Below are 25,106 nucleotides of genomic sequence, written 5' to 3'. Positions count from 1 at the left end.
GCCCCCTTCTTTACCAATTATCAGCGAAACTTCACTGCGGTACCGCTGACGCTGACCATCATCATACTTCCCTGCTGGCCGACCACTTCATAGTCAATATCGATACCGACAATCCCATCCGCTCCCAGCTTACGGGCTTCTTCTTCCATTTCTTCAAAAGCCACCTTGCGCGCTTTGGCCATCTCCCGCTCGTAAGCTCCGGCCCGGCCACCGACAATATCCCGCACAGCACCAAAAATATCCTTGAAAATATTTGCTCCCAAGATGGCCTCCCCCACCACGACACCCAGATACTCCTGGATCTCGCGGCCATCAATCACGGAAGTGGTTGTCATTAACATCATTCACCTCTCTACAAAACACGAAGGATCTAGGGAACCTCTGATTAATTCATTTCCTGGTGGCAGAGGTTCTTCGGGAGCGGATGTGAAGCTCAGGTAATAGGACGGATATTTCGAAACCGTCGGATACAGGGATGTATCCGTCGGAGCTATAGGAAAGTACTCGTGCGTTTTCGAAATATCCGCCCTATTACCTGAGCGCCCCGAAGCCAACTATAAAGCTCAAGCGAATTAATCAGAAGTTGACTAGAACACAAAGCGAGCGAACTAGCGATTGCCCAGCCCAGCTACGCTGGCAGCGGATAGGGCAAAAACAACAAATGCAACAAATTCACACCCCAGTGGGCCAGTACACAGACCCAGAAGTTCCGCCGCAAGCACCACAACAAGGCATAACCGAAACCGGCGAGGCTCACCAAGCCCAATGCCAACGGGGAAACTGCCCAACCGGTATGCAGCAGGGTGAAGAGCGCCGTCACCACCAAGGCTGCGATCCAGCGTCCCAGGAACAACTCCCCTCCGCGCTGCAGTACCCAGCGGAAAAAACCTTCCTCACTGATACACACCACTAATAAATTGATCAGTGCAGCGACTCCAATCGCTGCGCCGAACTTTAGCGAGGGGCCATAAATCATCAAACCAGCAAAAAACGGCAAAGCAATGGCAGCCAGTACTATCGGGAGATCGGCCGGCTTAAACCACTGGCGGCGGCGAATCATAAACGCCATAACGGCGGCCGCAATGGCCGCTTTGCCAGCGTTAAAACTGGCGTAAATCCGGTTGCCATCGTTATCTATATAGGGTGGCATCAGCGCTATTCGCTCGCTGCCCGGCACCTGTCCGCTGGCGGCAGCCAACATCAATAGAGCGCTGAATCCGTAGGCCAGGGCCCGCTTCCATCCGACACTGGATTCTATGGCGTGCAATAGCAGCCACAGAAAGGGGGCTACCAATCCCGCCCAGCCTAAGGGAAGCGCGCATAGAGAAAGCAGTGCAGCTACGGCAATAGCATCGTTTTTTTGCAGCAGCGGCTTCGCGGAATTGCTGTCCGTTCTGACGGAATTTGCAGAAAGCATCGTGTGTTTCCTTCCCGTTGGTGTATATGCAACTACGCAAGCTGCGGCAGCATGATACCTATCGCCGATCAATGACACACCATAAAGCGACTGACAAATTCTTCCGCCAGCGGACTTTTACATTTAATCGCTTTCCTTTGGTAAACATATTTCTAGGGAGCCTTCGACAAATTCGCCCCTTAATGACAACGGAATTTCTCCACCAGACGGAAATCTCAAGTGGGAATAGAAAGCGGAACCGTAATTAATTATTTCACCCCTTAAATGCCGCGCGCATGGATCGGTAGGTGAGTTTCATTTTAGCCGGGTCCAGGGGCGCTTTGAAAAAGGCGTGGTAGTGGCCGCGGGGGTTGAGCAGAACCACTTGTGATCCATGGTCTACGGTATAGGTGCCATTTTCCAGGGGGACCTTGTTGAAGGGGACATTGAGTTGGTTGGCAAATCGCTTGAGCTGTAGGAATTCACCAGTCACACCGCGGAATTCCGCATTGAAATAGCGCACGTAGTCGCGCAACTGCTCAGGGGAATCCCTTTTCGGATCTACCGATACCAGCAGAATATTAGTATCCGCACGGGTTTTATCATCGAGCAGCTGATAGAAATGATTCAAAGTTGCCAAGGTTGTCGGACAAATATCCGGACAGTGAGTAAAGCCAAAGAAAATTAGCGTCCAACGTCCATTGAGATCTTGTGTGTAAAACGGTTCGCCACTATCCGCCACCAGCTGGAAATCATCCAGTATACGCGGTCTTTCTAGTTTCACCGCACCATTGGCTCGCAACTCGGAATCAGTGAGTACCCTCGGCTGGCTCATTTTGTGTAAAAAGCCCGCGAGTACCATGACCATAAACAACAATAGAACGGCAACGGTCATCCAAATGCCGCGCCTTTGCTCCGGTGTCGCGCCCCCGTACTCCTCCACAGCTATTGAATTGCTCATAACTTACACCGCAACCAGGTAGTGATCCAACAACATTATGCAGAAGAGAGACATCAAATAAATAATGGAATATTTGAAGGTTTCCATACCCGCGTCCGGATTTTTGTCCCGCAACATTTCCACTGCCCAGTAGACAAAACCCAGTCCCAAAATCACAGCGCCGAGCAGATAGAGCCAACCGAGCATGGCGGTAGCGAAAGGCAGCAAACTGACCGCCAGCAAAATGAAGGTATAAAGCAGAATATGCAGCTTGGTGTATGCCACGCCGTGGGTCACCGGCAACATCGGGATATCCGCTTTTGCATATTCCTCGCGCCGATGCACCGCCAGCGCCCAGAAGTGCGGAGGTGTCCAAGCAAAGATGATCAGCATCAGCAGCAGGCCGTGACCGTGCAGCTCTCCGGTCACCGCAGTCCAGCCCAACAGTGGCGGCGCGGCGCCGGCGATGCCCCCAATGACGATATTCTGCGGTGTGGCACGCTTTAAAAATAATGTGTAGACAACGGCGTAACCGAGCAGGGAAAACAGGGTCAGCCAAGCGGTCAGTGAATTGACAAAAGCAAGCAGAATGGACATCCCCGCACAACCGAGCAGCAGGGCAAACAGCAGAGCTTTCTGCGGTTCAATCCGGCCTCGCGCCACCGGCCGCTGACTGGTGCGGGCCATTCTGATGTCCACATGACGGTCCACCAGGTGATTGACCGCAGCGGCACTGCCTGCGCAGAGTGCTATGCCCAAATTGCCCAACACCAGAATGTCCAGTGGCGGGGCAGCAGGCACCGCGAGCAGCATACCGATCACGGAAGTGAGGATCATCAGCATCACCACCCGCGGTTTGGTGAGTTCGTAGTAATCGCGCCAGCGGGCACGACCCAGTGTTGCGGTACGCGAGCTCATGGTTTCACCTCATTATTCTTATATGTGAATCTTTTCCCGTTTGGGATCAATCATAGCAACCACACGGTTGGACGTGGGGGCCTTCGGTGACTGTTTTTATCCCTTGGGTTTTAAGGAGTCTCAGAATAATTCGCTGCCCGACAGTAAAGAGGTTGCGAGGCCTGAGCGCCGCAAATTAACTACAGCGCTTGTACGAATTAATCAGAAGTTCCTTAACAAAAACAGGGGAACCCATACCTTTCCAAATTCCGAACACTCTCAATAACTTTTTCACAGGTCTGTCACCAGCACGCTATCATCGCCCGGCGAAACGGCTCGTGAAGTCATAGTGCCTGATGCCGCCGGCTGCGCTGTCTGTATCCGGTAAGCGAATGTCAGCAGTCCCAACAGCAACACCGCCGCACAGGCATTGTGCGCCACGGCAATCGGCAGCGGCAGGGAGAGCAATACATTGGCAATTCCCAGGCACACCTGCAGACAGAGCACCACGGCGAGGCCAATAGCCCAGCGGCGCGATCCCGCGCGCCAGGCGAGCACAGCAAGGGTCAACACCAGCATAGTGACCACCAGGGCGCCAATCCGGTGCGTCAAGTGAATCGCGGTACGGGCATCGCTTTCCAGTGCGCCACCCAGATAGTTGGGACCGATCTGCTGAGCAATATTAAAGCCCTGCAGAAAATCCGTTTCCGGCCACCATTGGCCGTGGCAGGTGGGGAAGTCCGCACAGGCGAGAGCCGCGTAGTTGGCACTGGTCCAGCCCCCCAAGGCGATTTGCAACACGACCGCCACAACAGCCGCAAACGCCAGTGGGCGGATTTTCTGCAGTGCACGGAATTCATGCGTGGGGATAAACCGCCCTTTGTTGGGCGGCGAGTTTCTCAACCGCTCGGCAATCAGCCACAACATCGACAGGGTCGCCATGCCCCCGAGCAGGTGTGCGGTCACTACCTGGGGCCACAGTTTGAGGGTCACGGTCCACATACCAAAGGCCGCCTGCAAAATGATCAGGGCGAGCAGAATATGGATTTGAATAAAAGCGCGTTGCCCCCGGCGGCGCCACGTCAGCGCCGTAAGCCCCGCAACCAGTAGCAGCAAGGCGCCGGCAAAGTAGCGGTGCACCATCTCCGGCCAGGTTTTGTCGGTTTCAACCGGTGCGTGGGGGAATGCGGCGTTGGCACTTTCTATTTCGTGCTGTTCAACCGGCCACGTCAGGTGACCGTAGCAGCCAGGCCAGTCGGGACAACCAAGACCGGCATCCATCAGACGGGTAAAAGCGCCGAGCACAACCACCACCAGCGCCAGGGCACATCCGATCAGCGTCAAACGCAGGCGCCAGTCCGTATGTGGCTGACCGTCGGCAGATAGTGCAGTGTATGAATTCATTGTCTCTCCTTTACTGCTCATAGGAGTATTTCAACAAGCGCTTGATATCCTTCAGCAGCTGGTTGCCGCTGTGGCGGTTGTCATAAGCCATCATCGCAAAGCCCTGCTGATCCACCAGCAACAGCCTGGGATCAGAGATGTTACGGTGTTCTGTCTGTTGGTGCAGCTGCTGCCATGCGCGTTCCTCCAGGCGCACTAGGCGCAACCGTGGATGTTCCCGCTGCAGCATTTGCAACTGACCGTCCGACGGTGGTGCCATCACTACCAGCAAACGCTCTACCCGGTTCGCCTTGTCACCCAAGCGTATATGCACTTGACGGCTGGTGTAGAGTATTTTTTCACAGTCTGTGTCGCACTCACCACCCGGTATGATCAGGTAGCGCCACTTAGCCTTTTCCCCGGCGAATGTCTGTGGTTTTCCGCTCAAGTCGCTGAAAGGAAGATTCAGGATATTCACCGGCGGATGCAACAACTCACCCTGGTTAATCCTGCCGTCGGGTATGCCATACCCGGTGTAGTAGACGATATAGGCCGCGACCATCGGTACGAGCACGGCGGCGATCATCAAAACCCCTTGAAGACGGCTGCGGGCAGAGGGCACCTCCCGACTATTAGCCGCAATACCCTTGTATTGGTTCACTGTTCAGTCACCTCTACGCGTTTTTTGCTGGTTTGCTGGATCTACACTTACTCTCGCAACTTCCGCGGCAGGTTTGTCGCCGCGAAAAACCACAGGATCACAAGCGCAATAGCCATAGCAAACCACTGTGTGGCATATGCTTGGTGACGCTCGGGCGGGCTGTTTAACAGCTGCCAGTCCGTCACCAACGCTGTGTCCGAGTCCGCCGTCAAGCGAATGGACCAGTCGGGCCGCGCCAACTGTAGACGACCAGTAAATACCGTGTTAACCCTCTGTATTCTTTTTTCACTCGTGGTTTTCCGCCCCTTGTCGCTTGTTGCGACCGGATAAAGAAACCCGGTTATTACCTTGGCCGCCATTGGCCAATGGATTTCTGGCAGCTCATTCCTCTGCAGCGGTGCCGCCACCCATCCCCGGTTGATTATCCAGCGCTGCCCGCCGGATACGAAAATCTGAAGTACCTCGTAACCGGGACGGCCATTCCTGGTTTGATTGTCCAACAGGTAATATTCATCGGTATAACGGCCATGTAGACGCACCGGCTGGTAGTTATCGAGGTCCTCACCAAGTTCGATGATGGAGCGCGGCTGTGATGACAATCGGGCGTCTATAGCGGCATTGATCGCGGCTTTTTCCCCGGCGCGATGCAGCTGCCAGAAGCCGAGACACAGAAGCAGTGGAAACAGCAGACTGCTGAACAGAGTAAGAGGCCAGCTGCGTATCAGTGCTACACTGGCCTTCTTCGCTGGCACTGATGATGCTTGTACAGTCATGCCGATTCCGGCCCGCTAGCGGGCCCCTACAATAAAAATGGCAAATAAACTATGTGGCTGAAAATCGTTATTGTGTTTTTATTTCTCGCCGTGCTGGCCAGCTTGTCCAGTGCTCTGTTTTTCCTTCTGCGCGATATGGGCGCTCCGGAATCCAAACGCACACTCTACGCACTGGGCATCCGCATTACCCTGGCAGCACTGCTGTTGCTAGCCATCTGGTATGGGTTTGACAGCGGTCTGCTTTCCAATACCGCACCCTGGGCCGACAAGTATTGAGCGGTCTTCGCTGTCAGGGTGGCGGCACCGTAGCAATTTTGTATCTATGACTACCTGAGACCGCTTCGGTGACCGGGATTACGATCCCAGCACGTAGACGAAAATAAACAGCCCCACCCATACTACATCGACGAAGTGCCAGTACCAGCTGGCCGCCTCAAAGCCGAAATGATCGTCCGGTTTGAAATGGTGCGCTATCACTGAACGCAGCAGCATAATCAGCAGCATTATGGTCCCGAGCGTCACGTGGGCGCCGTGGAAACCGGTCAGCATAAAGAAAGTGGTTCCATAGATACCGGATTCCAGGGTGAGACCGAGATGTTTATACGCCTCGTAATACTCTTCCGCCTGGAAGAACAGGAACAGTGCACCGAGTACAACGGTGATACCCAGCCAAATATTAAACGCCTGGCGCTTGTCTTTTTTCAGAAAGACATGGGCAAAGTGGACTGTAACGCTGGAAGACAACAGGATAACAGTGTTCAACAGCGGCAAATGCCAGGGGTCTATGATTTCCTTTGGACCCACAAATTTCGCGGCATCGCCGTGGGCAGCGGCATCTGGCGTTACGTACAGTGGCCAGTTACTTTCAAACCCCTCCCACAGCATATTGGAAAGTCCCCGATCCCCCTCACCGCCGAGCCATGGAACTGAGTAAGTGCGAATATAGTAAAGGGCGCCGAAAAAGGCGGCAAAAAACATGACTTCTGAAAATATAAACCAGCCCATTCCCCAGACATAGGAGCGTTTTAGCTGTTCGCTGTTCAGGCCGGCCATGTTTTCCCTGATTACCGCGGAAAACCAGAACCAAAGTACTGCCGCCATCGCAAGGGCGCCGACGGAGAAAATATATGCGCTGCCGCCATTAATCCAATAGGCGGCACCAAAGGCGGTCAGGAATAGACCGATGGTGGCGAAAATAGGCAGCCGAGATTGCTCGGGCACATAGTAGCTGCTTTCAGTAGCCATAATTTCTATCCCTCTCGCTGGGGGTCAGCATTGTTGTTATCAAAATGGGCTGAAACTCTTTCCGTGACATCGAACAGCGTATAAGAAAGGGTGATGGTGTTGACGCTCCGCGGCAAATCCGGATCGACAATAAAGCGCAGTGGCAATTCCGCGCTTTCCCCCGCTTTCAACGTCTGCTGGTTGAAGCAAAAGCACTCGGTTTTATGGAAATACTCCGCGGCTTTGAAGGGCACCAGACTGGGTATGGCCTGACCGACCATATCTCTGTCCGTCGGGTTATAAGCCAGGAAAACCGCGTTTGTCTCCTCGCCGGGGTGCACTTTTATTGACACACGGCCCGGCTTGAAATGCCAGGGCATATTCTCGTTGTTGCTCGCCACAAACTGCACCGTTACCGTCCGATCCGAGTCCACTGCGGCAGGTACGGCTTCGTATCTGCCGCCCGTTTTTCCGTTAAGCCCGGTAATTTCGCAAAAGGCGTTGTACAGGGGAGGCATCACGAAAATGGCAAACACCAGCATGCCGGCGGCAAGCGCCAGCAGCTTGGTGGCTAATTTTGCATTATCGCTCAGCCCCATCGCCGTCTCCCCCTTAACGCACGGCTGGTGGTGTGCTGAAAGTGTGATACGGCGCTGGAGAAGGCACAGTCCACTCCAAACCTTGTGGATTGTCCCAAACCTCGTCTGTTGCTTTCTTGCCCCCCATCACGGTGCGCACGACATTGAACAAGAAAACGATCTGTGCGGCGCCGAACAGGAAGGCACCGATGCTGGAAATCTGGTTGAAGTCGGCGAACTGCAGCGCGTAGTCCGGAATCCGCCTCGGCATCCCAGCCAAGCCGACGAAGTGCATTGGGAAGAAGGTCAGGTTGAGACCAATAAACGCCAGCCAGAAATGCACCTTGCCCATGGTTTCGTTGTACATGTTTCCGGTCCACTTCGGCAGCCAGTAGTAAACACCGGCGGTGATGGAGAAGATAGCCCCAGGTACCAGCACGTAGTGGAAGTGCGCGACCACAAAGTAAGTATCGTGGTACTGGAAGTCCGCCGGCGCTATGGCGAGCATCAGGCCGGAGAAACCGCCGATAGTAAAGAGAATCACAAAGGCCACCGCGAAAAGCATCGGCGTTTCAAAAGTCATGGCGCCGCGGAACATGGTCGTGACCCAATTGAACACTTTGACCCCAGTAGGCACCGCAATCAGCATAGTGGCGTACATGAAAAAGAGTTCACCAGCGATTGGCATGCCCACGGTAAACATATGGTGCGCCCAGACGATAAAGCTCAGAAATGCGATTGAGGCCGTCGCATACACCATGGAGCTGTAGCCGAAGAGCGGCTTGCGCGCGAAGGTGGGGATGATCGTCGACACAATACCAAAGGCCGGCAAAATCATGATGTAGACCTCGGGGTGGCCGAAGAACCAGAACACATGCTGGAAGAGTACGGGATCACCGCCGCCCGCCGCGTTGAAAAAGCTGGTGCCAAAGTGAATATCCATCAACATCATCGTCACCACACCCGCCAACACAGGCATCACGGCGATCAACAGGTAGGCGGTGATCAGCCAGGTCCAAACAAACAGCGGCATCTTCATCAGCGTCATGCCGGGCGCGCGCATATTCAGAATGGTGGCGATGATATTAATCGCGCCCATAATGGAAGAGGCGCCCATGATATGAATAGAGAAAATGAAGAAGGTGGTGCTCGGCGGTGCATACTCCGTGGATAAGGGAGCGTAGAAAGTCCAACCGAAGTTGGGCGCCCCACCCTCCATAAACAGGGTTGAAAAAAGCATCGCGAAAGCGAATGGCAGTATCCAGAAACTCCAGTTGTTCATGCGCGGCAGCGCCATGTCCGGTGCGCCGATCATCATCGGAATCATCCAGTTGGCGAGGCCGACAAAGGCGGGCATCACCGCCCCGAAAACCATGATCAGACCGTGCATGGTAGTCATCTGGTTGAAGAACTCCGGCTGCACAATTTGCAAACCGGGCTCGAACAACTCGGCGCGGATCACCAGTGCCATGCAACCGCCCAGCAGGAACATCGCAAAGCTGAACCAAAGGTACATGGAGCCGATATCTTTGTGGTTGGTGGTAAAGAGCCACCGCTTGAATCCTGATTGCGGGCCGTGTGCCATGACCAGTTCCTCTACTGCTGATTCTTGAAATTAAGAATGTCGACGGGCTGCACGGTGTCGCCCATATCATTGCCGAAGGCATTGCGCTGATAGGTGATCACCGCGGCCAGGTCCACCTCGGACAGCTGCTGGCCGAACGCCTGCATCGCCGGGTTGACCTTGGAACCATAGATCACAATGTTCAGGTGCCCCTCCAGCGGCCCAGTGGCGATCTTTGAACCGGCGATGGCAGGGAAGGCTCCGGGCACACCCTGACCATTGGGCTGGTGACAGGCGGCGCAGGTACGGTTGTAGACCTGCTCACCGCGCGCGAAGAGTTCGTCGAAGGTAAACGTCTTCTCGGTAAGCGCCTTCATTTTGGCCGCGGCCTCCGCGCGCTCGCTCAACCAGGCGTTGTACTCGGCCTCCGGAACCGCCTTGACCACAATCGGCATAAAGCCGTGATCTTTGCCGCACAGCTCGGCACATTGGCCGCGGTAGATTCCCGGCTCGTCAACCCTGGCCCAGGCCTCGTTGATAAAGCCGGGGATGGCGTCCTTCTTCACCGCCAGCTCCGGCACCCACCAGGAATGGATAACATCGTTGGCGGTGAGTAGGAAACGAACTTTCTTGTTCACCGGTATCACCAGTGGCTCATCTACCTCCAGGAGATAGTGTTCGCTCTTGGGCTGGCGGTTATCGATTTGAGTGCGAGGCGTGGACAGGTTGGAGAAAAAGGAAACATCGGAGCCCAGGTAGTCATACTTCCACTTCCACTGGTAGCCGGTGACCATGATGTCGATATCGGCTTCTTCCGTGTCGTAAATATCGTAGAGGGTCTTGGTGGCGGGAACCGCCATGCCGATCAGAATCAGGGTGGGAATAATCGTCCAGACGAGCTCCACGATTGTACTTTCGTGGAATTGCGCGGCCTTGTAACCCCTGCTCTTGCGGTGGCGCCACATGCTGTAAAACATCACGCCAAAAACCAGCACGCCGATGGCCACGCAGATCCAGAAGATCAGCATGTGCAGGTCGTAAGTACTCTGGGCAACCTCCGTCACCCCCTGCCTCATATTGACCCCCCAGCGCTCCGCCCCTTGCTCCTCCGCCAGTGAGGAATGGACGAGGCCGAGGGCGGCCGGGAAGGCGAACAGCCGTTTGAAGCCTTTCAACATCGCCTACAGATCTCCGTGTTTTCGCGGGATTCAGATACGAAACCCGTCGTTATTATTCTCGGCCGTTGGCCACCACGGATAACCGGAGTACTCCGCAACGGCGGAGTAAATCCACACAGATTTTGTGGACATGCTGTAGTAACACAAGACTACATACACTGGACGGGGAGACATCCCCGTGATACTGCTGTCAGTGCAACTTGTTATTCTTAGTTAAGATTTTTACTTCAGATGTCGTCGTCCGGAAGGTACAACCAACAACCTGTTTCTTTTTGTCGCAACTACTGCATCGCTAACAGGAACATATCGCCGGGGAAAAGTCAATCAGCCCCCGCTCCGTAACCGGCCGCATAAAGACCGCTCTCAACGTCTTCTGACGGCGCCGCGGCACGTCTCTGTAAAGTATTGACGCACTGGGAAATCCTGCAACCTTATCGCACAGTTTCGCTAGCGGCGGGAACGATAGTGCCCCATATTCGGATAGCTGTATGTCGCAACCACAACCCACAATGAACAGTCGCGTCTGGAATCTGGCCTGGCCGATGATTCTCAGCAATATCTCGGTGCCCCTGCTCGGCGCCGTGGACACGGCAATTCTCGGCCACCTGCCTTCACCGGTTTACCTTTCCGGTGTCGCCATAGGGGCGAGTGTCATGTCGATGCTGTTGTGGGCTTTCGGTTTTCTGCGTATGGGGACCACTGGCCTGGTCGCGCGAAGCGGTGATGGCGGCGCTGACTGGCTGCTGCGCGCGGTACTATCGGGGCTGCTTCTCGGTCTGTTGCTGGCGATTATTGCCTCTCCACTGCTCGAGGTCATCGTGCAGTGGATGAACGCCAGCCCGCAGGCCGCGCCCCACGCTGCAGCCTATCTTCAGATTCGCCTGCTGAGCGCGCCGCTTGCCCTGGCCAACTTCGCCCTGCTGGGCTTTTTTATCGGCCGGCAGGACAGCCGCGCACCGCTGTTTATCCTCTTGGCCGCCAATGCCCTTAATATCGTCTTGGACCTGGTGTTTATCGCCGGCCTCGGCCTGGGCGCAGAAGGCGCAGCCATGGCCAGTGTCTGTGCCGACGTCTGTGCCTTCGCCTGCGGCTTGCTCAGGCTGCGGCGGGTGGACGCGGATATCTGGAAAAATATTTCCCGACAGCTCCAGCGCACAGACTTCTTTCCCCACCGATCTGCCGCACCCTGGCTGGAACTGGCTCGCATCAATGGAGACCTTTTCGTACGCACCTGCCTGCTTCTGCTGACCCTGACCTTTTTTACCGCCCAGGGCGCGGCGCAGGGTGATGCGGTACTCGCGGCCAATGCAATATTGTTGCAGCTGTTGATGATGACCTCCTATGCCCTGGACGGTTTCGCTCACGCCACCGAGGCCTTGGTGGGCGAGTCAGTGGCAAAGAAATCCCCGCACTTATTCCACGCTACTGTGCGCAGTGCCGGTATCTGGGCTCTGGGCAGCGCGGCTGTGATCACACTGGTGCTCATATTCGGGCGCCCACTGATTTTGCCCTTGTTTACGGATCTCAATACTGTCATCGCTCAGGCGGAGCGAGCCTATTGGTGGCTCTGTACCCTGCCTTTGATCGCGGTCTGGAGTTACCAATTGGACGGGGTTTTTATCGGCGCGGGCAAAAGCCGGGAAATGCGCGATTCCATGTTTGTGGCAACCGTGCTCGTGTTTTTCCCGGTGTGGTGGTTGACCCGCGGCTGGGGCAACCATGGCGTGTGGTTCAGCTTGTTTTTGTGGTTTGTTTCACGTTCTTTGGGCTTGGCGGTATATTATCGCTACTACACTTTAAAAGTGTCCTGGGTAGTACCGGGACAACAGAGTCATCCATCTTCTTTTGTCGTTAGCAGTATTGCCACCTCGCAAATCAACGGAAAAGGGGATACCGCCGTTGATGTGAGAAGTGGTAGTGATGTGTGACGACTATAAGATCATAGAAGATTCCATCGAGCGGGCTGTCACGCTCGAGCGTCACCAGGGCCGCTTCCTTCGCTCACTCCAGCGCTCTCTGCCCCGGCTGCACCGGGCTATCCAAGTGTCCCAGAGAGATATTGCGCAGCAGCTTACGCAGTTCGCCATCCGCTATATCCAGGTAGTACCCGAGTGGCTGCGACAGCTGGAAACACTGAGCGAAGTGGGCGGAATGCCTTTCAATCCAGTACGGGAGACAATTGTTCACGGTTTTGCCGAACCACCGGAGCGGCACCCGGAGCAAGTCGGTGTGGCAGCCCTGTTGGACGATGCCTACCTGGCACACCGCACGTTCGAGGAGATAAACGATCACCTGCAGCCAGTCTGTGGCATGCCGCTGTTGCCGATGGATTCCATGGTGGCGAATCTGGTGGTCAGAGAATTGCTCGGCGAGATTTACGCTGTGGACTTGGACCAAATCTGCATGGCTTTGGGCCACCAGTTCCGGAAACAACGGCTGGCTCCGGAAAGCCTGGTGGCAATGATCCTTGCCCGACAGCGCTTGATCGAAACCCCAGGTACCTGGCCGGACTTGGCAGCGGAAATGGGTATTGCCCTGCGCCTCCCGTTGGGAGAGCGCCAAATCCATACACTACATTAAGCTGCGTGAGGCGGACATGTCCGCGAGACTCCGGCCACACGGGCACTGAGTGCGAAGTCTACCGCTATTTGTACTGCAATTGCTGCCGCTCGACTATCTGCGCCCAATTCCCATAGAACTGGGCTTCTCCCTGTAGGATGGCGCTGTTGAGGTTGTCGATCTCGCGGCGCAGATTCCGGTCATAAAAATACAGGCTTCCTCCGCGCAGACTGTATCCGTCCGGATTATCGGCGAGCAAGCGATAGAAACGCCCCACCCGTTGCAAATGCGCATCCACCTGCGTTTTTGAAAATTTCCCCTTGCGATAAAAATCCAGCACTTGGGAGTTAATCTCGCGCAGGGCGCGCTCGCGGCTCTGCGGAGACAGATTGCTGTTGCGCAATTGATTGTCGATATCGGCGAGCAGGTCCTGCAGATAGCGGTCCGCGGCCTGCGCGGAAATTTTCAGCTGGTCAATTACCCGCAGCCGGTGCTTCAGGGCATTGCGATCCTTCAACGTGCGACTGTCGGACATTTTCGGTGCGGCAAAATCGCCCAGGGGGCGGAAGATGGTTTCATGCTGCAGATTGCTGTGACGCGTCAATTTATCGCAGATAACCGTGGCTTCCTGCCACTCGGCAAACGGCTGCCCTTCCAGCAGTTGTTGCGGTAACTGCGCTTCCACTTCCTTGAGTTTGCGTTTCTGTTCACTATGGAAATCCGGCTGCGCGCGCCAGTCATTGGCTTGCAGCCGGAACAACGCCAGCAACCCCTGGTTAACGCAGCTGGCCAGCAGGTGTGCAGTTTGTTCACGCTGCTGTTCGCGTAAGTTGCGATAGTAGTCCAGTCCGTAGAGAGCGGCTATGGAGACCACCAGCAAAAAAGCCAGTAGCGGATACAGTTTTTTCACTAGGTTTGTTTTTTCGATGGTTGAATGATTTTTACCGGTACCGCGATTTCTTCTTCCCCTGCAGGCCTGTGCACCCGCGTGGCAAGCTCCCTGGGCGAGGACTGCAGTCGAATCTCGTCCTTGAATCCGCAGGCGACACACTCGCGGTAATTTTTATCATTCTGACGATAATTAACGATTCGGTCCATCTGGCCGCAGCGCGGACAAACGGCACCGGCGATAAATCGTTTTTTCGGCGGCTTTTCGCCCTCATCTTGTTTCATCGTTTTACTGCTCAGTTGGTTGACCTGAATGCCGTGAGTTCAGCGGCAGAGCGCGGTATAGGTGATCGCCACTTCTGCTTGCTGGCACTCAGCCTGGGGTTGTATTCAACTCCTGTTGCTCTATACCGGAATGACGCAGCAAAGCGTCTATTCTAGGTTCGCGCCCGCGAAATTCCGTGAACAGATCCAGCGCGTCGCGACTGCCGCCCTGTTCGAGAATAGCGTGTAGGAACCGCTCACCCGTGGCAGCATCGAAAATTCCCTTTTCCTCAAACAGAGAGAAGGCATCCGCAGAGAGCACTTCGGCCCATTTATAACTGTAATAGCCCGCGGCATAACCGCCGGCAAAAATATGACTGAAGCTGTGCTGGAAGCGGTTCTCATCGGCTACCGGGACCACCGCCACTTGCGCGCGCACCTTGTCCAGGAGCTGCTGAATATCGGCGGCGGAGGCGCCCTGCTCGAGGCAGTGCAGTTTAAAATCGAACAGTGCAAACTCCAGCTGACGCACGGTGAACATGGCCGACTGAAAATTCTTTGCCGCCAGCATACGCTCCAACAGTGTCTGTGGAAGCGGCTCACCGGTTTCGAAGTGCCCGGAAATCATCGCGATAACTTCCGGCTGCCAGCACCAGTTCTCCAGGAACTGGCTCGGTAATTCCACCGCATCCCAGACCACACCGTTGATCCCGGATACGGCCGCCACATCCACTTTGGTCAGCATATGGTGCAGACCGTGGCCGAATTCGTGAAACAGGGTGGTGACCTCGTAGTGGGTCAGCAGGGAGGGCTTGTCCGCAGTAGGTGCGGAAAAGTTGCATACCAAATAAGCCACCGGCAGCTGCAGGCCATTGGTAGTCTGCCGGCGCACGCAAACGCTGTCCATCCAGGCGCCGCCGCGCTTGTTCTCGCGGGCAAAGGGGTCCAGGTAAAAACCAGCGATGCGCTCGCCGTTCCGTTGCAGCCAGAAGAACTGTACATCTCGGTGCCAGCAAGGTACCTGCTCATCCTCCTCCACGGTGACGCCAAACAGTTTTTCCACCACCGCGAAAAGACCGGCGAGCACTTTGCGGTAGGGGAAATAGGGGCGCAGTTCCTCCTGGCTGACCGCGTAACGCGCCCGTTTTAGCTTTTCCGACGCCCAGGCGATATCCCAGGGTTGCAGTTCAGCCAAGCCGAGTTTTTCCGCGGCGAAAGCCTGCAGTTCAGCGAAATCCCGCTCCGCCGCCGGTTTCGCCCGCGCAGCCAGATCCCCCAGAAACTCCAGCACTTTGTCAGTGTCCGGCGCCATCTTACTGGCCAGTGACAGTTCGGCGTAATTGGCCATTCCCAACAGCCGCGCCTGCTCCGAGCGCAGGCGCAATATCTCTTCCATCACTGCCGAGTTGTCGAACTCGCCGCCGTTGGGGCCGGTGTCAGAGGCGCGGCTGACATACGCCTTGTGCACCCGCTCCCGCAGGTCGCGGTTGTCAGCGTGGGTCATGACAGCGAGATAACTGGGGCCTTCGAGCGTAATCACCCAGCCTTCCAGTCCCCTGGACTGCGCCGCCGCTCGGGCGGCGGCCAGTGCCGTCTGTGGCAGGCCGGAGAGCTCACTTTCGTCTTCTGTATGCCAGGTCCAAGCATTGGTGGCATCGAGCACATTATTGGCAAAACGGCTGGATAACTCCGCCAAACGCTGGCTGTTGGCAGCGAAAGTCTCCCGCGCCCGTCCCTCGAGCCCAACCCCGCCCAAGACGAAATCCCGCAACCCCAATTCCACGGCTTTCTTGCGCTGCTGCGGCCAGCTAGAGAATTCGGGTGAATCCGCCAGCTGCTGGTAGACGGCGTACAGATCGCGGTTCTGCCCCAGCTCGGTCCAATAGGCGGTCACCCGGGCCAGCGCTGCCTCGTAAGGTGCCCGCCAGGGTCCACTCAATACACTGTTAAGGTGACTGACTGGCGAAAAGGCGCGGTTGAGCTGGTCCTGGACCTCTTCCAGGGGAGCCAGGGTGCTTTCCCAACCCGGCTTATTTAGCCCTTCTTGCAACTTCCGGCAGCATCGATCGATCAATTCGGCGATTGCCGGTTCCACATCCTCCGGCCGCAAACGGTCAAACGGCGGGAGCAGTGGCATATCGAGCAGAGGAGAAGTCGGTACGGAATTGGACATACAAGACCCACGTGTAGGATAAGGCTATGATAGGGCGCCGATTGTACAGGAGATTGATGATGTCCCCACTGCGTGCCCTCGGAGATTCAGACCGTGAAAAATCGCCCCAGCTCGGCCAGGGTGTTTATATAGACCCGCAGTCCGCCGTCATCGGCGACGTGACCCTGGGAGACGACAGCTCCGTGTGGCCCATGGCGGTTGTGCGGGGCGATATGCACCGCATCCGCATCGGCGCGCGCACCAGTGTGCAGGATGGGGCGGTGCTGCACATCACCCACGCCGGCCCCTTCAACCCGAAAGGCTGGCCGCTGACCATCGGCGACGACGTGACTATTGGCCACAAAGCGTGTCTGCACGGTTGTACTGTCGGCAACCGGGTATTGATCGGTATCGGGGCCATTGTATTAGACGGCGCCGTTATTGAAGACGAGGTCGTGCTCGCCGCTGGCGCTCTGGTACCGCCGCGGAAGACACTGGAGAGCGGCTACCTCTACGTCGGTTCACCGGCCAAACCCGCGCGGCGGTTAACCGATAAAGAAAAAGCTTTCTTCCGTTATTCTGCCGACAACTACGTAAAGTTAAAGAATCAGTACCTAGCTGAGTGCCAACAATCCTAAACTTCCGCCGCTCGAGCAGTTGCCCGGCTCAATCCGTCATGATTCTCTCCGAAACTGGCGGGTCGCCGAAGTGTCGATCGTCTGTCAACGCAAGGAGCTACCACATGACACCGGAACAACATCTGCAAGAGATAGAAGCATTCTCCCGGCGCTACCGCTACGATATGGATTATCTGAAGGAGTTCCTTCACGCCTCACCGAAGGGCTACGAGAAATTTGCCAATTTTCGCCCGCTTTCCCACCACCGGGAATTCCTGTCGGCTGACATCTATTGGGTCAGCAAACTTGCCGCTATGCAGGTGGCAGACTGCGGCGCTTGCCTCCAGTTAAGCGTGCGTATGGCCCTGGAAGCGGGACTGGATAAATCACTGGTGCAGGCCTGTCTGCAGGGCGGCAGCCACCTGCCGGACAAGCTGAAGGATATCTTTGATTTCGCCACTGCAGTGGCCGGCCACCAGGACATTGATCCCCAGCTGGAAGAGCGCATCGACACCATTCTGGAAAAACGCCAACGCATAGAATTGGGCGTTTGTGTCGCCACTGCCTCCGTTTACCCCACGATCAAGCGGGCGATGGGCTATGCGCAAAGCTGCTGTCTGCTGGACGTTGATTTTTCCGTCTGAGCCCCCTCGAGTCTTACCGCGACGCCTGCATAAATCAGTCCGGGGCTCTCTGGTGCACCAACAGGCTTTTCGCCCGGTGCAGCAACTGGCGGGTGAGCTCGTCCAAGAGGGCGCCGCCGTTGCGCCAATAGTGCCAATAGAGCGGCACATCCACCGGGCGATCCGGCAGCAGCTCCACCAGCTCCCCCCGGGCCAGCTCTCCCACCGCCTGCAGTTCCGGTACCAGCCCCCAACCGAGACCGGCGGAAGCCAGGCATACAAACCCCTCCGCGGACGGGCACAGGTGATGGGCGAAGTTGCCGCTCACCCCCAGAGATTCCAGGTAGCGGTGCTGGAGTGAGTCGTCCGGCCCAAACACAATGGCGGGACTGTGCGCCAGTGCTTCGGATGTCACGCCTCTGGGAAAATAGCGGGCGATAAAGCCGGGGCTTGCCAAAGCCCGGTAGCGCATGGCACCCAGAAGGACGCTGCGGGCACCGGCTACCGGACGCTCGGAGGCGCACACACAGGCAGCTACCTCCCCGGCGCGCATGCGCTTGAGCCCGACCTCCTGATCCTCCACCACATGGTCCAGCAATACCCGCTGCGCCGCACAGAATTCAGCCACGGCCGGGGCCCACCAAGTCGCCAGCGTGTCGGCGTTTATCGCAATTCGCAACCGCTCGGGTCCGCCGCCCTCAGACAGCGTCGGTACCAGCTCTGTCAGGTCGCGCTCAAGCAGGCGCACCTGCTGGATATGGTTGAGCAAATGCCGCCCCAATTCCGTCGGCTGGGGCGGTGTCGCCCGTACCAGTACCGGCTGCCCCACCCGGGCTTCCAGTAGCTTGATTCGCTGTGACACCGCCGATTGGGACAGACCCAGTGCCACTGCGGCCCGCTCAAAGCCACCCTGCTCCACCACGGCGGCAAGTGCAAAAAGCAATTTATAGTCAAACATCAATTTCTCTAATACATCATCATGAAAATTTGTTTTTCTTATATATTCTTTCGCGACACACTCACCACTATTATCTCTGCCCATATGATTGCCCCATGAGAACCCAAACACCGCTTGCGACGCTGTTCCGCTGCTTCCGTGTACCCGGATTCCCGCGAGGAGTATGCTGAGATGTGGCAAAGTTATGTGAACGGCCTGTTAGTGGCCGCCGGGCTTATCGTGGCCATAGGTGCGCAAAATACGTTTGTCCTGGCCCAGAGTCTGCGCCGTGAGCATCACTTGCCAGTGGCAGCGCTCTGTGTGCTGTGCGATGCGATACTGGTTTCCGCTGGCGTTTTCGGCCTGGCCACTCTGTTGCTGCAAAGCCCGACACTGTTGGCGGTGGCACGCTGGGGCGGCGCGGCTTTTCTGCTCTGGTACGGAATCAAGGCGCTGATGCGAGCGCTTCGCCCTAGCGGGCTCCAAACTCCCGACTCAGTCCCGCGTTCGCGCCGGGCGGTTTTGCTCTCCGCACTGGCTGTGACTCTACTCAACCCGCACGTATATCTGGATACCGTATTGCTGATCGGCTCACTCGGTGCCCAGCAGCCCGCACCCGGCGCCTATGCACTGGGCGCCGCCAGCGCCTCCCTGGCCTGGTTTTTTACCCTGGCCCTGGGTGCCGCTTGGCTCTCGCCCTGGCTGGCGCGTCCAGCAACCTGGCGCCTGCTTGACTTGGGTGTGGCTGTGATGATGTTCAGTGTGGCCAGCCAGCTGCTGCTGAGCCACTGAGTCCCGGCTTGATTTGCGTGGGTAATGACGTGCTTATCTGGCTTCGGCGCGCAAAAGCCCCGAAGCGGCGATGCCGCCAATAGCACAAGCGAGAATGATCACCAGGGGCGCCATCAGGCCCAGAGAAAGAGCGCCGAGGCCATAGCCGCGCATTGGCAGTAGCAGAAATAACAAGACACCGGCCGGGATCAGCGACAGCCAAAACCCCCGGGAGAACCAGGATCTGTGCCAGGGCAGTAAAAAAATCAGCCCGCAGATACCGCCCCATACGATGCGCTGATACAGGTAGCCAGCGGAGAGGTGCGGGGCAATATCAACCCCCAGCCAGCGGGTAAAGCCGTAGTGCCCCATGGCCCAGAGTCCGAGTGCGTAGCAAAGACCGCCAAAGGCGCCCGCGGCAAAACAAAGCGACAGGTTCCGCAGAAACTCACGCACAAAAAATCCCCCTAGACTACTTGTTCTGCAATTCTTTCCGCAGCTGCTGCAGTATCGGCGCGACATCCGGCCTCAGGCCCCGCCACAGAAAGAAAGACTCCGCGGCTTGTCCCACCAACATACCCAGGCCGTCTGCCACAGTGGCGCCCCGTGCTTTAGCCCAGCACATAAAAGGCGTCGGTTCCGCGCCGTACACCATGTCATAGGCCTTGCAGTTCTCGCCGAGAATTTTTTCCGGCAGATGCGGCATTTCGTTGCTGAGACCGGCGGAGCTGGCGTTGATTATGAGGTCGAAGGCGCACGGAAATTCTTCCAGGCCGCCGGCTGTAATTTCGGCGTCAGCGGAGAATTCTTTAGCCAGCCATTCGGCTTTTGCCACAGTCCGGTTGGCGATATGAATTCGCTCCGGTGTTTCCGCCAGCAGCGGCAAGAGTACCCCGCGGGCGGCCCCGCCGGCTCCGAGCACCAGGACCCTCCTATCGCGGATTACCCACCCCAGGTTGTCGCGAATATCGGAAACCAGACCGGCGCCGTCCGTATTGTCGCCGAGCACACGGCCATCATGCAGTTTCTTGAGGGTATTGACGGCGCCGGCGGCACGGGCGCGCTCGGTCAATTCGTCCGCGAAGTCACAGGCGTCCAGCTTGAAGGGCATAGTGACGTTCAATCCGCAGCCGCCACTGGCGAAAAAGCCCCGCGCAAAGGCCGCGAACGCCCCCTCTTCCACCAGTTGCCGCCCGTAGTGGATATCCTGCCCGGTCTGCGCGGCAAAGGCACCGTGAATGCGCGGCGAGAGCGAATGGGCAATCGGATTGCCCACGACCGCGTAGTTGTCCGTCACTTGCGCTGTCTCCCTTGTGCGCGCACGGCGCGGCGGATCTTTGTCGCCTCGTCCACCATGATCAAGCTGTCGATTTTAAGTCCGGCATCGGTATCGCTAACCAGATAGCGGACGGTGGTGTTGTATAGCTCCACGCTTTTTTCCCCCTGCGCGGTCAACAGAATCCAGTTCAGTGTCACCAGGCTGCTATTGGTGTTCACCTCGATAATATCGGTGACAGAGCCGACTATTTGACTGACTCCCAGGCGACGGTAGACTTTCAGCAGCCTGGCCACCTGCTGCACAAACTTCTCTCTGGACATTGCCTCCTTGCCGCTATCCTCGCGGTAGTAGTGCAGAGGGAAACGGTAAAAGTCGGCAACCTGCAAGCCGTCTCCCCCTTCCAGTTGGCGTCGGTAGTCCTGAAACAGCCTGTTGATCTCTTCCAGTCGCACTTTGTGCACGACAGTCTCCCTGTTTATTCAATCCATTCGCGACGGGGCAGGAACTCCGTGTACAGTTTTTCCTCGTCGGAGCCCGGCTCCGGCTGCCAATCGTATTGCCATCGCACCAGCGATGGCAAAGACATCAAAATCGATTCAGTGCGGCCCCCGCTTTGCAGTCCGAAGAGGGTTCCGCGATCGTACACCAGGTTGAATTCCACGTAGCGGCCGCGGCGGTAGAGCTGGAACTGCCGTTCCCGCTCACCATAGTCGGTGTCCTTGCGCCGGCGCACAATTGGCAAATAGGCGTCCAAGTAACTGTCGCCCACCGAGCGCATCAATGCGAAGGCGTTGTCGAACCCGCCTTGGTTAAAGTCGTCGAAAAAGAGTCCGCCGACACCCCGGGCCTCACCGCGGTGCTTGAGATAGAAGTATTCATCACACCACTGCTTGAATCGAGGATAGACGTCGGCCCCAAAAGGGTCACAGGCTTTTTTCGCTGTGCGGTGCCAGTGCACCACATCCTCGTGAAACCCGTAATAAGGCGTCAAATCGTAACCACCACCAAACCACCAAACCGGCGCCTCACCGTCTTTTTCTGCGACAAACAAGCGTACGTTGGCGTGACTGGTGGGCACATAGGGATTGCGCGGGTGGATCACCAGGGACACCCCCATCGCGTTGAAGGAACGGCCAGCCAGTTCCGGGCGGTTGGCGGTGGCTGAGGGCGGCAACCCCTCGCCGTGGACGTGGGAAAAGTTGACCCCGCCCTTTTCAATCAAAGCGCCCTCTTCCAGCACCCGGGTCCGGCCACCACCACCACCGGGCCTGCTCCAAACGTCTTCGCGAAAGGGAGTGCCGTCTTCGGCGCTTAGCGCCTCGCAGATACGATCCTGCAGCGTCAGCAAATAATGTTTTACCGCCTCGATATCAATTTGACTCATGGTGTGAAACCGCTCTGTTGTGGGAAAGTCTCCGGCCGCTGGCCAGAGTGGATTTTCAACCGCCGGGGCGCAATACCTCACCACTGATCAGATCGCGGATTTCGCTGGGCGCATTGCGGCCACCGGTGGCGCCGCCACCGACAAAATCCAGGGTGTCGCCGAAATAGCGCAAAACTTGGTACTTGTGCCTCGCCGGCTGACAGCCGGAAGGGTTGGCGGAGGTGGATACAATAGCGCCGCCAAAAGCGCGCGTCAGCGCAGCGGTAAAGGGATGGTCGGTGCAGCGCAGTGCCACCGATTGGTGGGCACCGCTGATCCAGGAAGGAACGCGGCCGCAGTGTGGCACCAACCAAGTGACCGGACCGGGCCAAGTGGTGTGAATCTGTCGCAACTGCCGCTCATCGAGCGGATCCAGCAAGCCGGCGAAATGTCGCTCTTCTCCGGAAACCAGAATCAGCCCCTTCGCCACAGGCCGGTCCTTCAGCTGCAGCAGGCGCTGCACTGCCCGGTGGTTATTCGGATCGCAGGCGAGCCCCCACACAGACTCCGTGGGGTGGGCGATAACACCGCCCGCGGCCAGAGCGCGAGCGGCTTTTTTTACGGCGATTGGAGAATAGCGCACGGCGCCAGGCTTACTTGGCCTTGCGCTCTTGCAGGCGTTTCTGCAGCTCAGCGTCCTTGGCAATAATGGCCTCCGCATTGGCACGGCGCTCATCCACCAGTTTTTGGTGCATGGTTGCGTCGGACACGCCGATAATCTGCGCGGCCAGATAGGCGGCATTCTTGGCACCGGCTTTGCCGATGGCCACAGTTGCCACAGGAATACCACCGGGCATCTGCACAGTGGAAAGCAGTGCGTCCAGTCCGTCCAGTGAAGCGTTGATCGGTACACCGATCACCGGCTTTAGGGTGGTGGCGGAAACGGCACCCGCCAAGTGGGCGGCCATGCCGGCGGCACAGATAAAAGCAGCACAACCGCGTTTATCGGCGTCGACCACATAGTTGTGGGTATTTTCCGGCGTGCGGTGCGCCGAAGTGACTTTCACCTCGTAGTCGATACCGAACTTCTCCAGCACGTCGAAGGCGGCTTCCATGGTTGGCAGGTCCGAGTCGGAGCCCATCAGGATGGCTACAAAAGGCTTGCTCATGTCGGTTCTCTTGTTTCTGGCATGCAGGAAGCGCGGCAATCTAGCCGATTGCGCCGCCGCGGACAAGGCGCTCTCCAACGAAACTACAGCAGCAGCCTGATGCGCTTTCGAATTGCCTCCCCTCTATCTAAGCACCTCGGGCTCAGCGACAGCTCACCTGAGCTTCACATCCGCCCCCGAAGAACCTCTGATTAATTCGCTTCCTGACGGTAAAAATTCTTTGGCGCTAGATGAGAAGCTCAAGTGATAGCATGGCCATTTCGAAACTGTCGGATACAGGGAAGTACTCGTGCGTTTTCGAAATGGCCATCCTATTGCCTGAGCGCCACGGAACTAACCAAAGCGTTCACACAAATTAATCAGAGGTTCCCTAGCGTATGCCCAATGCGACCCTGACACCATCGGCATAGTCCGGGTGGACCTTTGCAAAGTGCCCCAACTGGCGCCGAATGATCTCTTCCGGTACGCCGGACATGGACTCGGCGATATTTTCGAACAAGCGCTCTTTCTGGCCATCGTCAAACAGATTAAAAAGGGCGCGGGCCTGACTGTAGTCGTCATTGCCCTCGCTGTGTTCGTAGCGATCGGCATCACCGGATATGGCCAGCGGCGGTTCCTTGGCGCGGGGATCCGCAATCGGACCTGCAAAAGAGTTCGGCTCGTAATAGGCATCCGGATTTCCAGTCCGGCAGCCGGTAGTGTTCATTTCTCCGTCGCGGTAGTAGTTGTGCACCGGACATTTGGGCGCGTTGATTGGCAGGTGTTCATAGTGGGTACCGAGACGGTGGCGGTGGGCATCGGCATAGGCAAAGATGCGCGCCTGGAGCATCTTGTCCGGAGAATGGCCGATACCGGGCACGATGTTCGATGGTGAGAACGCCGCCTGTTCTATTTCGGCGAAGTAATCGTCCGGGTTGCGGTTGAGTTCCATCACACCCACATCGATGGGCGGGAAATCGCCGTGTGGCCAGACTTTGGTGAGATCAAAAGGGTTAAAAGGCATTTTGTCCGCATCCTTTTCCGGCATCACCTGTACCTGCATGGTCCACCGGGGATAGTCGCCCCTTTCGATGGCGCCGTAGAGCGCCTCCTGATAGCTCTCGCGACTGTGACCAATCACTTCCGCCGCTTCTGCATTGGTGAAGTACTTGTGCCCCTGTTGAGTCTTAAAATGGAACTTGACCCAGTAGCGCTCCCCGCTGTGATTCCACAGGGAATAGGTGTGAGAGCCGTAGCCGTTCATATGCATGGGCGATACCGGGAGGCCGCGGTCGGAAAACAGTATGGTGACCTGATGGATACTTTCCGGGCACAGGGACCAAAAGTCCCACATGGCGGTCGGTGAGCGCAGGTTAGTGCGCGGGTGACGCTTCTGGGTGTGGATAAAATCCGGGAACTTGTATGGGTCGCGAACGAAGAATACCGGCGTGTTGTTGCCCACCAAATCCCAGTTGCCGTCTTCGGTATAAAACTTGAGCGCAAAACCTCGCACATCCCGCTCCGCATCCGCGGCGCCACGCTCTCCGGCAACGGTGGAGAATCGTGCCAACATAGGGGTCTCAACACCTGGCTGCAATACCTTGGCGCAGGTATAGCGAGAAAGGTCCCCCGTAATCTTCAGAGTGCCGTGCGCACCCCAGCCATTGGCGTGTACCGTGCGCTCGGGAATCCGCTCGCGGTTCTGGTGCGCCAGCTTTTCGATCAACTGATAGTCCTGTAGCAGCAGGGGCCCTCGCGGCCCTGCGGTAAGACTGTTGCGGTTATCCGGTACAGGCGCACCGGCCGTGGTGGTGAGAGTGGGTTTGTCCGCCATTGGCTACCTCCTGTTCCAAGTCCGAATCAGTATTGTCGGACCCGCGATGCACGGCGAACCGGTTGACGGGCAAGACC

The 25,106-nt window shown here is 57.0% G+C and carries 28 protein-coding genes; 6 read left to right on the top strand and 22 right to left on the bottom strand.

What is annotated here, in order from left to right; all coding sequences use genetic code 11:
• Window positions 1–20: 20 nt before the first annotated feature.
• The 7 genes from BM155_RS06825 to BM155_RS06795 all read right to left on the bottom strand — a co-directional run bounded on the left by BM155_RS06825 (window position 21) and on the right by BM155_RS06795 (window position 6,050).
• The gene (locus BM155_RS06825) at window positions 21–335 is read right to left on the bottom strand and encodes a heavy metal-binding domain-containing protein (protein ID WP_367620090.1); all 315 of its coding nucleotides are present in this window, start codon (window positions 333–335) and stop codon (window positions 21–23) included.
• Window positions 336–628: 293 nt separating this feature from the next.
• A complete protein-coding gene (locus tag BM155_RS06820; RefSeq protein ID WP_074901884.1) occupies window positions 629–1,417 on the bottom strand; it encodes a CPBP family intramembrane glutamic endopeptidase in 789 nt (262 codons plus the stop codon).
• A 253-nt stretch (window positions 1,418–1,670) separates the two neighbouring features.
• The gene (locus BM155_RS06815) at window positions 1,671–2,357 is read right to left on the bottom strand and encodes an SCO family protein (RefSeq protein WP_074901881.1); all 687 of its coding nucleotides are present in this window, start codon (window positions 2,355–2,357) and stop codon (window positions 1,671–1,673) included.
• A 3-nt stretch (window positions 2,358–2,360) separates the two neighbouring features.
• A complete protein-coding gene (cyoE, locus tag BM155_RS06810; RefSeq protein WP_067149925.1) occupies window positions 2,361–3,254 on the bottom strand; it encodes a heme o synthase in 894 nt (297 codons plus the stop codon).
• A gap of 270 nt (window positions 3,255–3,524) precedes the next feature.
• On the bottom strand, window positions 3,525–4,637 hold the full coding sequence (locus BM155_RS06805) for a COX15/CtaA family protein (protein WP_083421106.1): 1,113 nt from the start codon (window positions 4,635–4,637) through the stop codon (window positions 3,525–3,527).
• Window positions 4,638–4,647: 10 nt separating this feature from the next.
• Window positions 4,648–5,277: a redox-active disulfide-containing membrane protein gene (locus tag BM155_RS06800; RefSeq protein WP_074901877.1), complete on the bottom strand. Its 630-nt coding sequence runs from the start codon at window positions 5,275–5,277 to the stop codon at window positions 4,648–4,650.
• A 47-nt stretch (window positions 5,278–5,324) separates the two neighbouring features.
• The gene (locus BM155_RS06795; RefSeq protein WP_074901875.1) at window positions 5,325–6,050 is read right to left on the bottom strand and encodes an SURF1 family protein; all 726 of its coding nucleotides are present in this window, start codon (window positions 6,048–6,050) and stop codon (window positions 5,325–5,327) included.
• Between the two features lie 51 nt (window positions 6,051–6,101).
• On the opposite strand from BM155_RS06795, the gene BM155_RS06790 reads away from it, so the two are divergent.
• Entirely contained in the window at window positions 6,102–6,326 is a 225-nt protein-coding gene (locus BM155_RS06790) for a DUF2909 domain-containing protein (RefSeq protein WP_067149917.1), read from the top strand.
• Between the two features lie 78 nt (window positions 6,327–6,404).
• On the opposite strand, the gene BM155_RS06785 is transcribed toward BM155_RS06790, so the two are convergent.
• The 4 genes from BM155_RS06785 to coxB are packed head-to-tail and all read right to left on the bottom strand — an operon-like array spanning window position 6,405 to window position 10,594.
• On the bottom strand, window positions 6,405–7,295 hold the full coding sequence (locus BM155_RS06785; RefSeq protein ID WP_067149914.1) for a cytochrome c oxidase subunit 3: 891 nt from the start codon (window positions 7,293–7,295) through the stop codon (window positions 6,405–6,407).
• A 5-nt stretch (window positions 7,296–7,300) separates the two neighbouring features.
• Window positions 7,301–7,873 carry a cytochrome c oxidase assembly protein gene (locus BM155_RS06780; RefSeq protein ID WP_067149911.1) on the bottom strand — a complete coding sequence of 191 codons (573 nt, stop codon included), beginning with the start codon at window positions 7,871–7,873 and terminating at the stop codon, window positions 7,301–7,303.
• A gap of 13 nt (window positions 7,874–7,886) precedes the next feature.
• Entirely contained in the window at window positions 7,887–9,437 is a 1,551-nt protein-coding gene (gene ctaD, locus BM155_RS06775) for a cytochrome c oxidase subunit I (protein WP_067149908.1), read from the bottom strand.
• 11 nt (window positions 9,438–9,448) lie between these two features.
• Window positions 9,449–10,594: a cytochrome c oxidase subunit II gene (gene coxB / locus BM155_RS06770; protein WP_074901873.1), complete on the bottom strand. Its 1,146-nt coding sequence runs from the start codon at window positions 10,592–10,594 to the stop codon at window positions 9,449–9,451.
• A 488-nt stretch (window positions 10,595–11,082) separates the two neighbouring features.
• Between coxB and BM155_RS06765 the strand changes: the two genes are divergently transcribed.
• Together BM155_RS06765 and BM155_RS06760 are read left to right on the top strand one after the other, a co-directional pair.
• Window positions 11,083–12,522 (top strand): MATE family efflux transporter, encoded by a 1,440-nt coding sequence (locus BM155_RS06765; protein ID WP_254773144.1) that lies wholly within the window; start codon window positions 11,083–11,085, stop codon window positions 12,520–12,522.
• Window positions 12,515–13,174, top strand: a complete 660-nt coding sequence (locus BM155_RS06760) for a hypothetical protein (RefSeq protein WP_074901870.1) — start codon at window positions 12,515–12,517, stop codon at window positions 13,172–13,174. The genes BM155_RS06765 and BM155_RS06760 overlap by 8 nt, the downstream gene beginning before the upstream one ends.
• Before the next feature lie 64 nt (window positions 13,175–13,238).
• On the opposite strand, the gene BM155_RS06755 is transcribed toward BM155_RS06760, so the two are convergent.
• The 3 genes from BM155_RS06755 to BM155_RS06745 form a co-directional block, all read right to left on the bottom strand.
• Window positions 13,239–14,063 carry a hypothetical protein gene (locus BM155_RS06755; protein ID WP_067149899.1) on the bottom strand — a complete coding sequence of 275 codons (825 nt, stop codon included), beginning with the start codon at window positions 14,061–14,063 and terminating at the stop codon, window positions 13,239–13,241.
• Window positions 14,063–14,326: a YheV family putative zinc ribbon protein gene (locus BM155_RS06750; protein WP_067149896.1), complete on the bottom strand. Its 264-nt coding sequence runs from the start codon at window positions 14,324–14,326 to the stop codon at window positions 14,063–14,065. The genes BM155_RS06755 and BM155_RS06750 overlap by 1 nt, the downstream gene beginning before the upstream one ends.
• A gap of 88 nt (window positions 14,327–14,414) precedes the next feature.
• A complete protein-coding gene (locus tag BM155_RS06745) occupies window positions 14,415–16,478 on the bottom strand; it encodes a M3 family metallopeptidase (RefSeq protein ID WP_074901867.1) in 2,064 nt (687 codons plus the stop codon).
• Between the two features lie 59 nt (window positions 16,479–16,537).
• Between BM155_RS06745 and BM155_RS06740 the strand changes: the two genes are divergently transcribed.
• A complete protein-coding gene (locus BM155_RS06740) occupies window positions 16,538–17,095 on the top strand; it encodes a gamma carbonic anhydrase family protein (RefSeq protein ID WP_074901864.1) in 558 nt (185 codons plus the stop codon).
• A gap of 104 nt (window positions 17,096–17,199) precedes the next feature.
• Window positions 17,200–17,718, top strand: a complete 519-nt coding sequence (locus tag BM155_RS06735) for a hypothetical protein (RefSeq protein ID WP_067149888.1) — start codon at window positions 17,200–17,202, stop codon at window positions 17,716–17,718.
• A 34-nt stretch (window positions 17,719–17,752) separates the two neighbouring features.
• Here BM155_RS06735 and BM155_RS06730 read toward each other — a convergent pair whose 3' ends face one another.
• Window positions 17,753–18,655, bottom strand: coding sequence for a LysR family transcriptional regulator ArgP (locus BM155_RS06730; protein WP_067149885.1), 903 nt, complete (start codon window positions 18,653–18,655; stop codon window positions 17,753–17,755).
• Between the two features lie 171 nt (window positions 18,656–18,826).
• On the opposite strand from BM155_RS06730, the gene BM155_RS06725 reads away from it, so the two are divergent.
• A complete protein-coding gene (locus tag BM155_RS06725; RefSeq protein ID WP_067149882.1) occupies window positions 18,827–19,426 on the top strand; it encodes a LysE/ArgO family amino acid transporter in 600 nt (199 codons plus the stop codon).
• A 33-nt stretch (window positions 19,427–19,459) separates the two neighbouring features.
• On the opposite strand, the gene BM155_RS06720 is transcribed toward BM155_RS06725, so the two are convergent.
• From BM155_RS06720 to BM155_RS06690, 7 genes are all read right to left on the bottom strand, one after another.
• A complete protein-coding gene (locus tag BM155_RS06720) occupies window positions 19,460–19,861 on the bottom strand; it encodes a hypothetical protein (protein ID WP_067149879.1) in 402 nt (133 codons plus the stop codon).
• A gap of 16 nt (window positions 19,862–19,877) precedes the next feature.
• On the bottom strand, window positions 19,878–20,702 hold the full coding sequence (aroE, locus tag BM155_RS06715; RefSeq protein ID WP_067149876.1) for a shikimate dehydrogenase: 825 nt from the start codon (window positions 20,700–20,702) through the stop codon (window positions 19,878–19,880).
• Window positions 20,699–21,145, bottom strand: coding sequence for a DUF6841 family protein (locus BM155_RS06710; RefSeq protein ID WP_067149873.1), 447 nt, complete (start codon window positions 21,143–21,145; stop codon window positions 20,699–20,701). Before BM155_RS06710 ends, aroE begins: the two co-directional genes overlap by 4 nt.
• A 14-nt stretch (window positions 21,146–21,159) precedes the next feature.
• Window positions 21,160–22,068: an oxygen-dependent coproporphyrinogen oxidase gene (gene hemF, locus BM155_RS06705; protein ID WP_067149869.1), complete on the bottom strand. Its 909-nt coding sequence runs from the start codon at window positions 22,066–22,068 to the stop codon at window positions 21,160–21,162.
• Between the two features lie 55 nt (window positions 22,069–22,123).
• A complete protein-coding gene (tsaC, locus tag BM155_RS06700; RefSeq protein ID WP_231902419.1) occupies window positions 22,124–22,690 on the bottom strand; it encodes an L-threonylcarbamoyladenylate synthase type 1 TsaC in 567 nt (188 codons plus the stop codon).
• A gap of 10 nt (window positions 22,691–22,700) precedes the next feature.
• On the bottom strand, window positions 22,701–23,216 hold the full coding sequence (purE, locus tag BM155_RS06695) for a 5-(carboxyamino)imidazole ribonucleotide mutase (RefSeq protein ID WP_067149866.1): 516 nt from the start codon (window positions 23,214–23,216) through the stop codon (window positions 22,701–22,703).
• A 370-nt stretch (window positions 23,217–23,586) separates the two neighbouring features.
• Window positions 23,587–25,029, bottom strand: coding sequence for a catalase (locus tag BM155_RS06690; protein WP_067149864.1), 1,443 nt, complete (start codon window positions 25,027–25,029; stop codon window positions 23,587–23,589).
• Window positions 25,030–25,106: the final 77 nt, after the last annotated feature.

Origin of the sequence: Microbulbifer thermotolerans (genome assembly GCF_900112305.1) — a bacterium.
Taxonomy (GTDB): Bacteria; Pseudomonadota; Gammaproteobacteria; order Pseudomonadales; family Cellvibrionaceae; genus Microbulbifer; species Microbulbifer thermotolerans.
Note: the sequence above shows the minus strand (reverse complement) of the source record. Positions and strands in the feature narration are given on the sequence as shown.

Coding starts and splice junctions, on each gene's coding strand:
- BM155_RS06825 (WP_367620090.1), bottom strand. CDS start 335: ATGACAACCACTTCCGTGATTGATGGCCGCGAGATCCAGGAGTATCTG.
- BM155_RS06820 (WP_074901884.1), bottom strand. CDS start 1,417: ATGCTTTCTGCAAATTCCGTCAGAACGGACAGCAATTCCGCGAAGCCG.
- BM155_RS06815 (WP_074901881.1), bottom strand. CDS start 2,357: ATGAGCAATTCAATAGCTGTGGAGGAGTACGGGGGCGCGACACCGGAG.
- cyoE (WP_067149925.1), bottom strand. CDS start 3,254: ATGAGCTCGCGTACCGCAACACTGGGTCGTGCCCGCTGGCGCGATTAC.
- BM155_RS06805 (WP_083421106.1), bottom strand. CDS start 4,637: ATGAATTCATACACTGCACTATCTGCCGACGGTCAGCCACATACGGAC.
- BM155_RS06795 (WP_074901875.1), bottom strand. CDS start 6,050: ATGACTGTACAAGCATCATCAGTGCCAGCGAAGAAGGCCAGTGTAGCA.
- BM155_RS06790 (WP_067149917.1), top strand. CDS start 6,102: ATGTGGCTGAAAATCGTTATTGTGTTTTTATTTCTCGCCGTGCTGGCC.
- BM155_RS06785 (WP_067149914.1), bottom strand. CDS start 7,295: ATGGCTACTGAAAGCAGCTACTATGTGCCCGAGCAATCTCGGCTGCCT.
- BM155_RS06780 (WP_067149911.1), bottom strand. CDS start 7,873: ATGGGGCTGAGCGATAATGCAAAATTAGCCACCAAGCTGCTGGCGCTT.
- ctaD (WP_067149908.1), bottom strand. CDS start 9,437: ATGGCACACGGCCCGCAATCAGGATTCAAGCGGTGGCTCTTTACCACC.
- coxB (WP_074901873.1), bottom strand. CDS start 10,594: ATGTTGAAAGGCTTCAAACGGCTGTTCGCCTTCCCGGCCGCCCTCGGC.
- BM155_RS06765 (WP_254773144.1), top strand. CDS start 11,083: ATGTCGCAACCACAACCCACAATGAACAGTCGCGTCTGGAATCTGGCC.
- BM155_RS06760 (WP_074901870.1), top strand. CDS start 12,515: ATGTGTGACGACTATAAGATCATAGAAGATTCCATCGAGCGGGCTGTC.
- BM155_RS06750 (WP_067149896.1), bottom strand. CDS start 14,326: ATGAAACAAGATGAGGGCGAAAAGCCGCCGAAAAAACGATTTATCGCC.
- BM155_RS06745 (WP_074901867.1), bottom strand. CDS start 16,478: ATGTCCAATTCCGTACCGACTTCTCCTCTGCTCGATATGCCACTGCTC.
- BM155_RS06740 (WP_074901864.1), top strand. CDS start 16,538: ATGTCCCCACTGCGTGCCCTCGGAGATTCAGACCGTGAAAAATCGCCC.
- BM155_RS06735 (WP_067149888.1), top strand. CDS start 17,200: ATGACACCGGAACAACATCTGCAAGAGATAGAAGCATTCTCCCGGCGC.
- BM155_RS06730 (WP_067149885.1), bottom strand. CDS start 18,655: ATGTTTGACTATAAATTGCTTTTTGCACTTGCCGCCGTGGTGGAGCAG.
- BM155_RS06725 (WP_067149882.1), top strand. CDS start 18,827: ATGTGGCAAAGTTATGTGAACGGCCTGTTAGTGGCCGCCGGGCTTATC.
- hemF (WP_067149869.1), bottom strand. CDS start 22,068: ATGAGTCAAATTGATATCGAGGCGGTAAAACATTATTTGCTGACGCTG.
- purE (WP_067149866.1), bottom strand. CDS start 23,216: ATGAGCAAGCCTTTTGTAGCCATCCTGATGGGCTCCGACTCGGACCTG.
- BM155_RS06690 (WP_067149864.1), bottom strand. CDS start 25,029: ATGGCGGACAAACCCACTCTCACCACCACGGCCGGTGCGCCTGTACCG.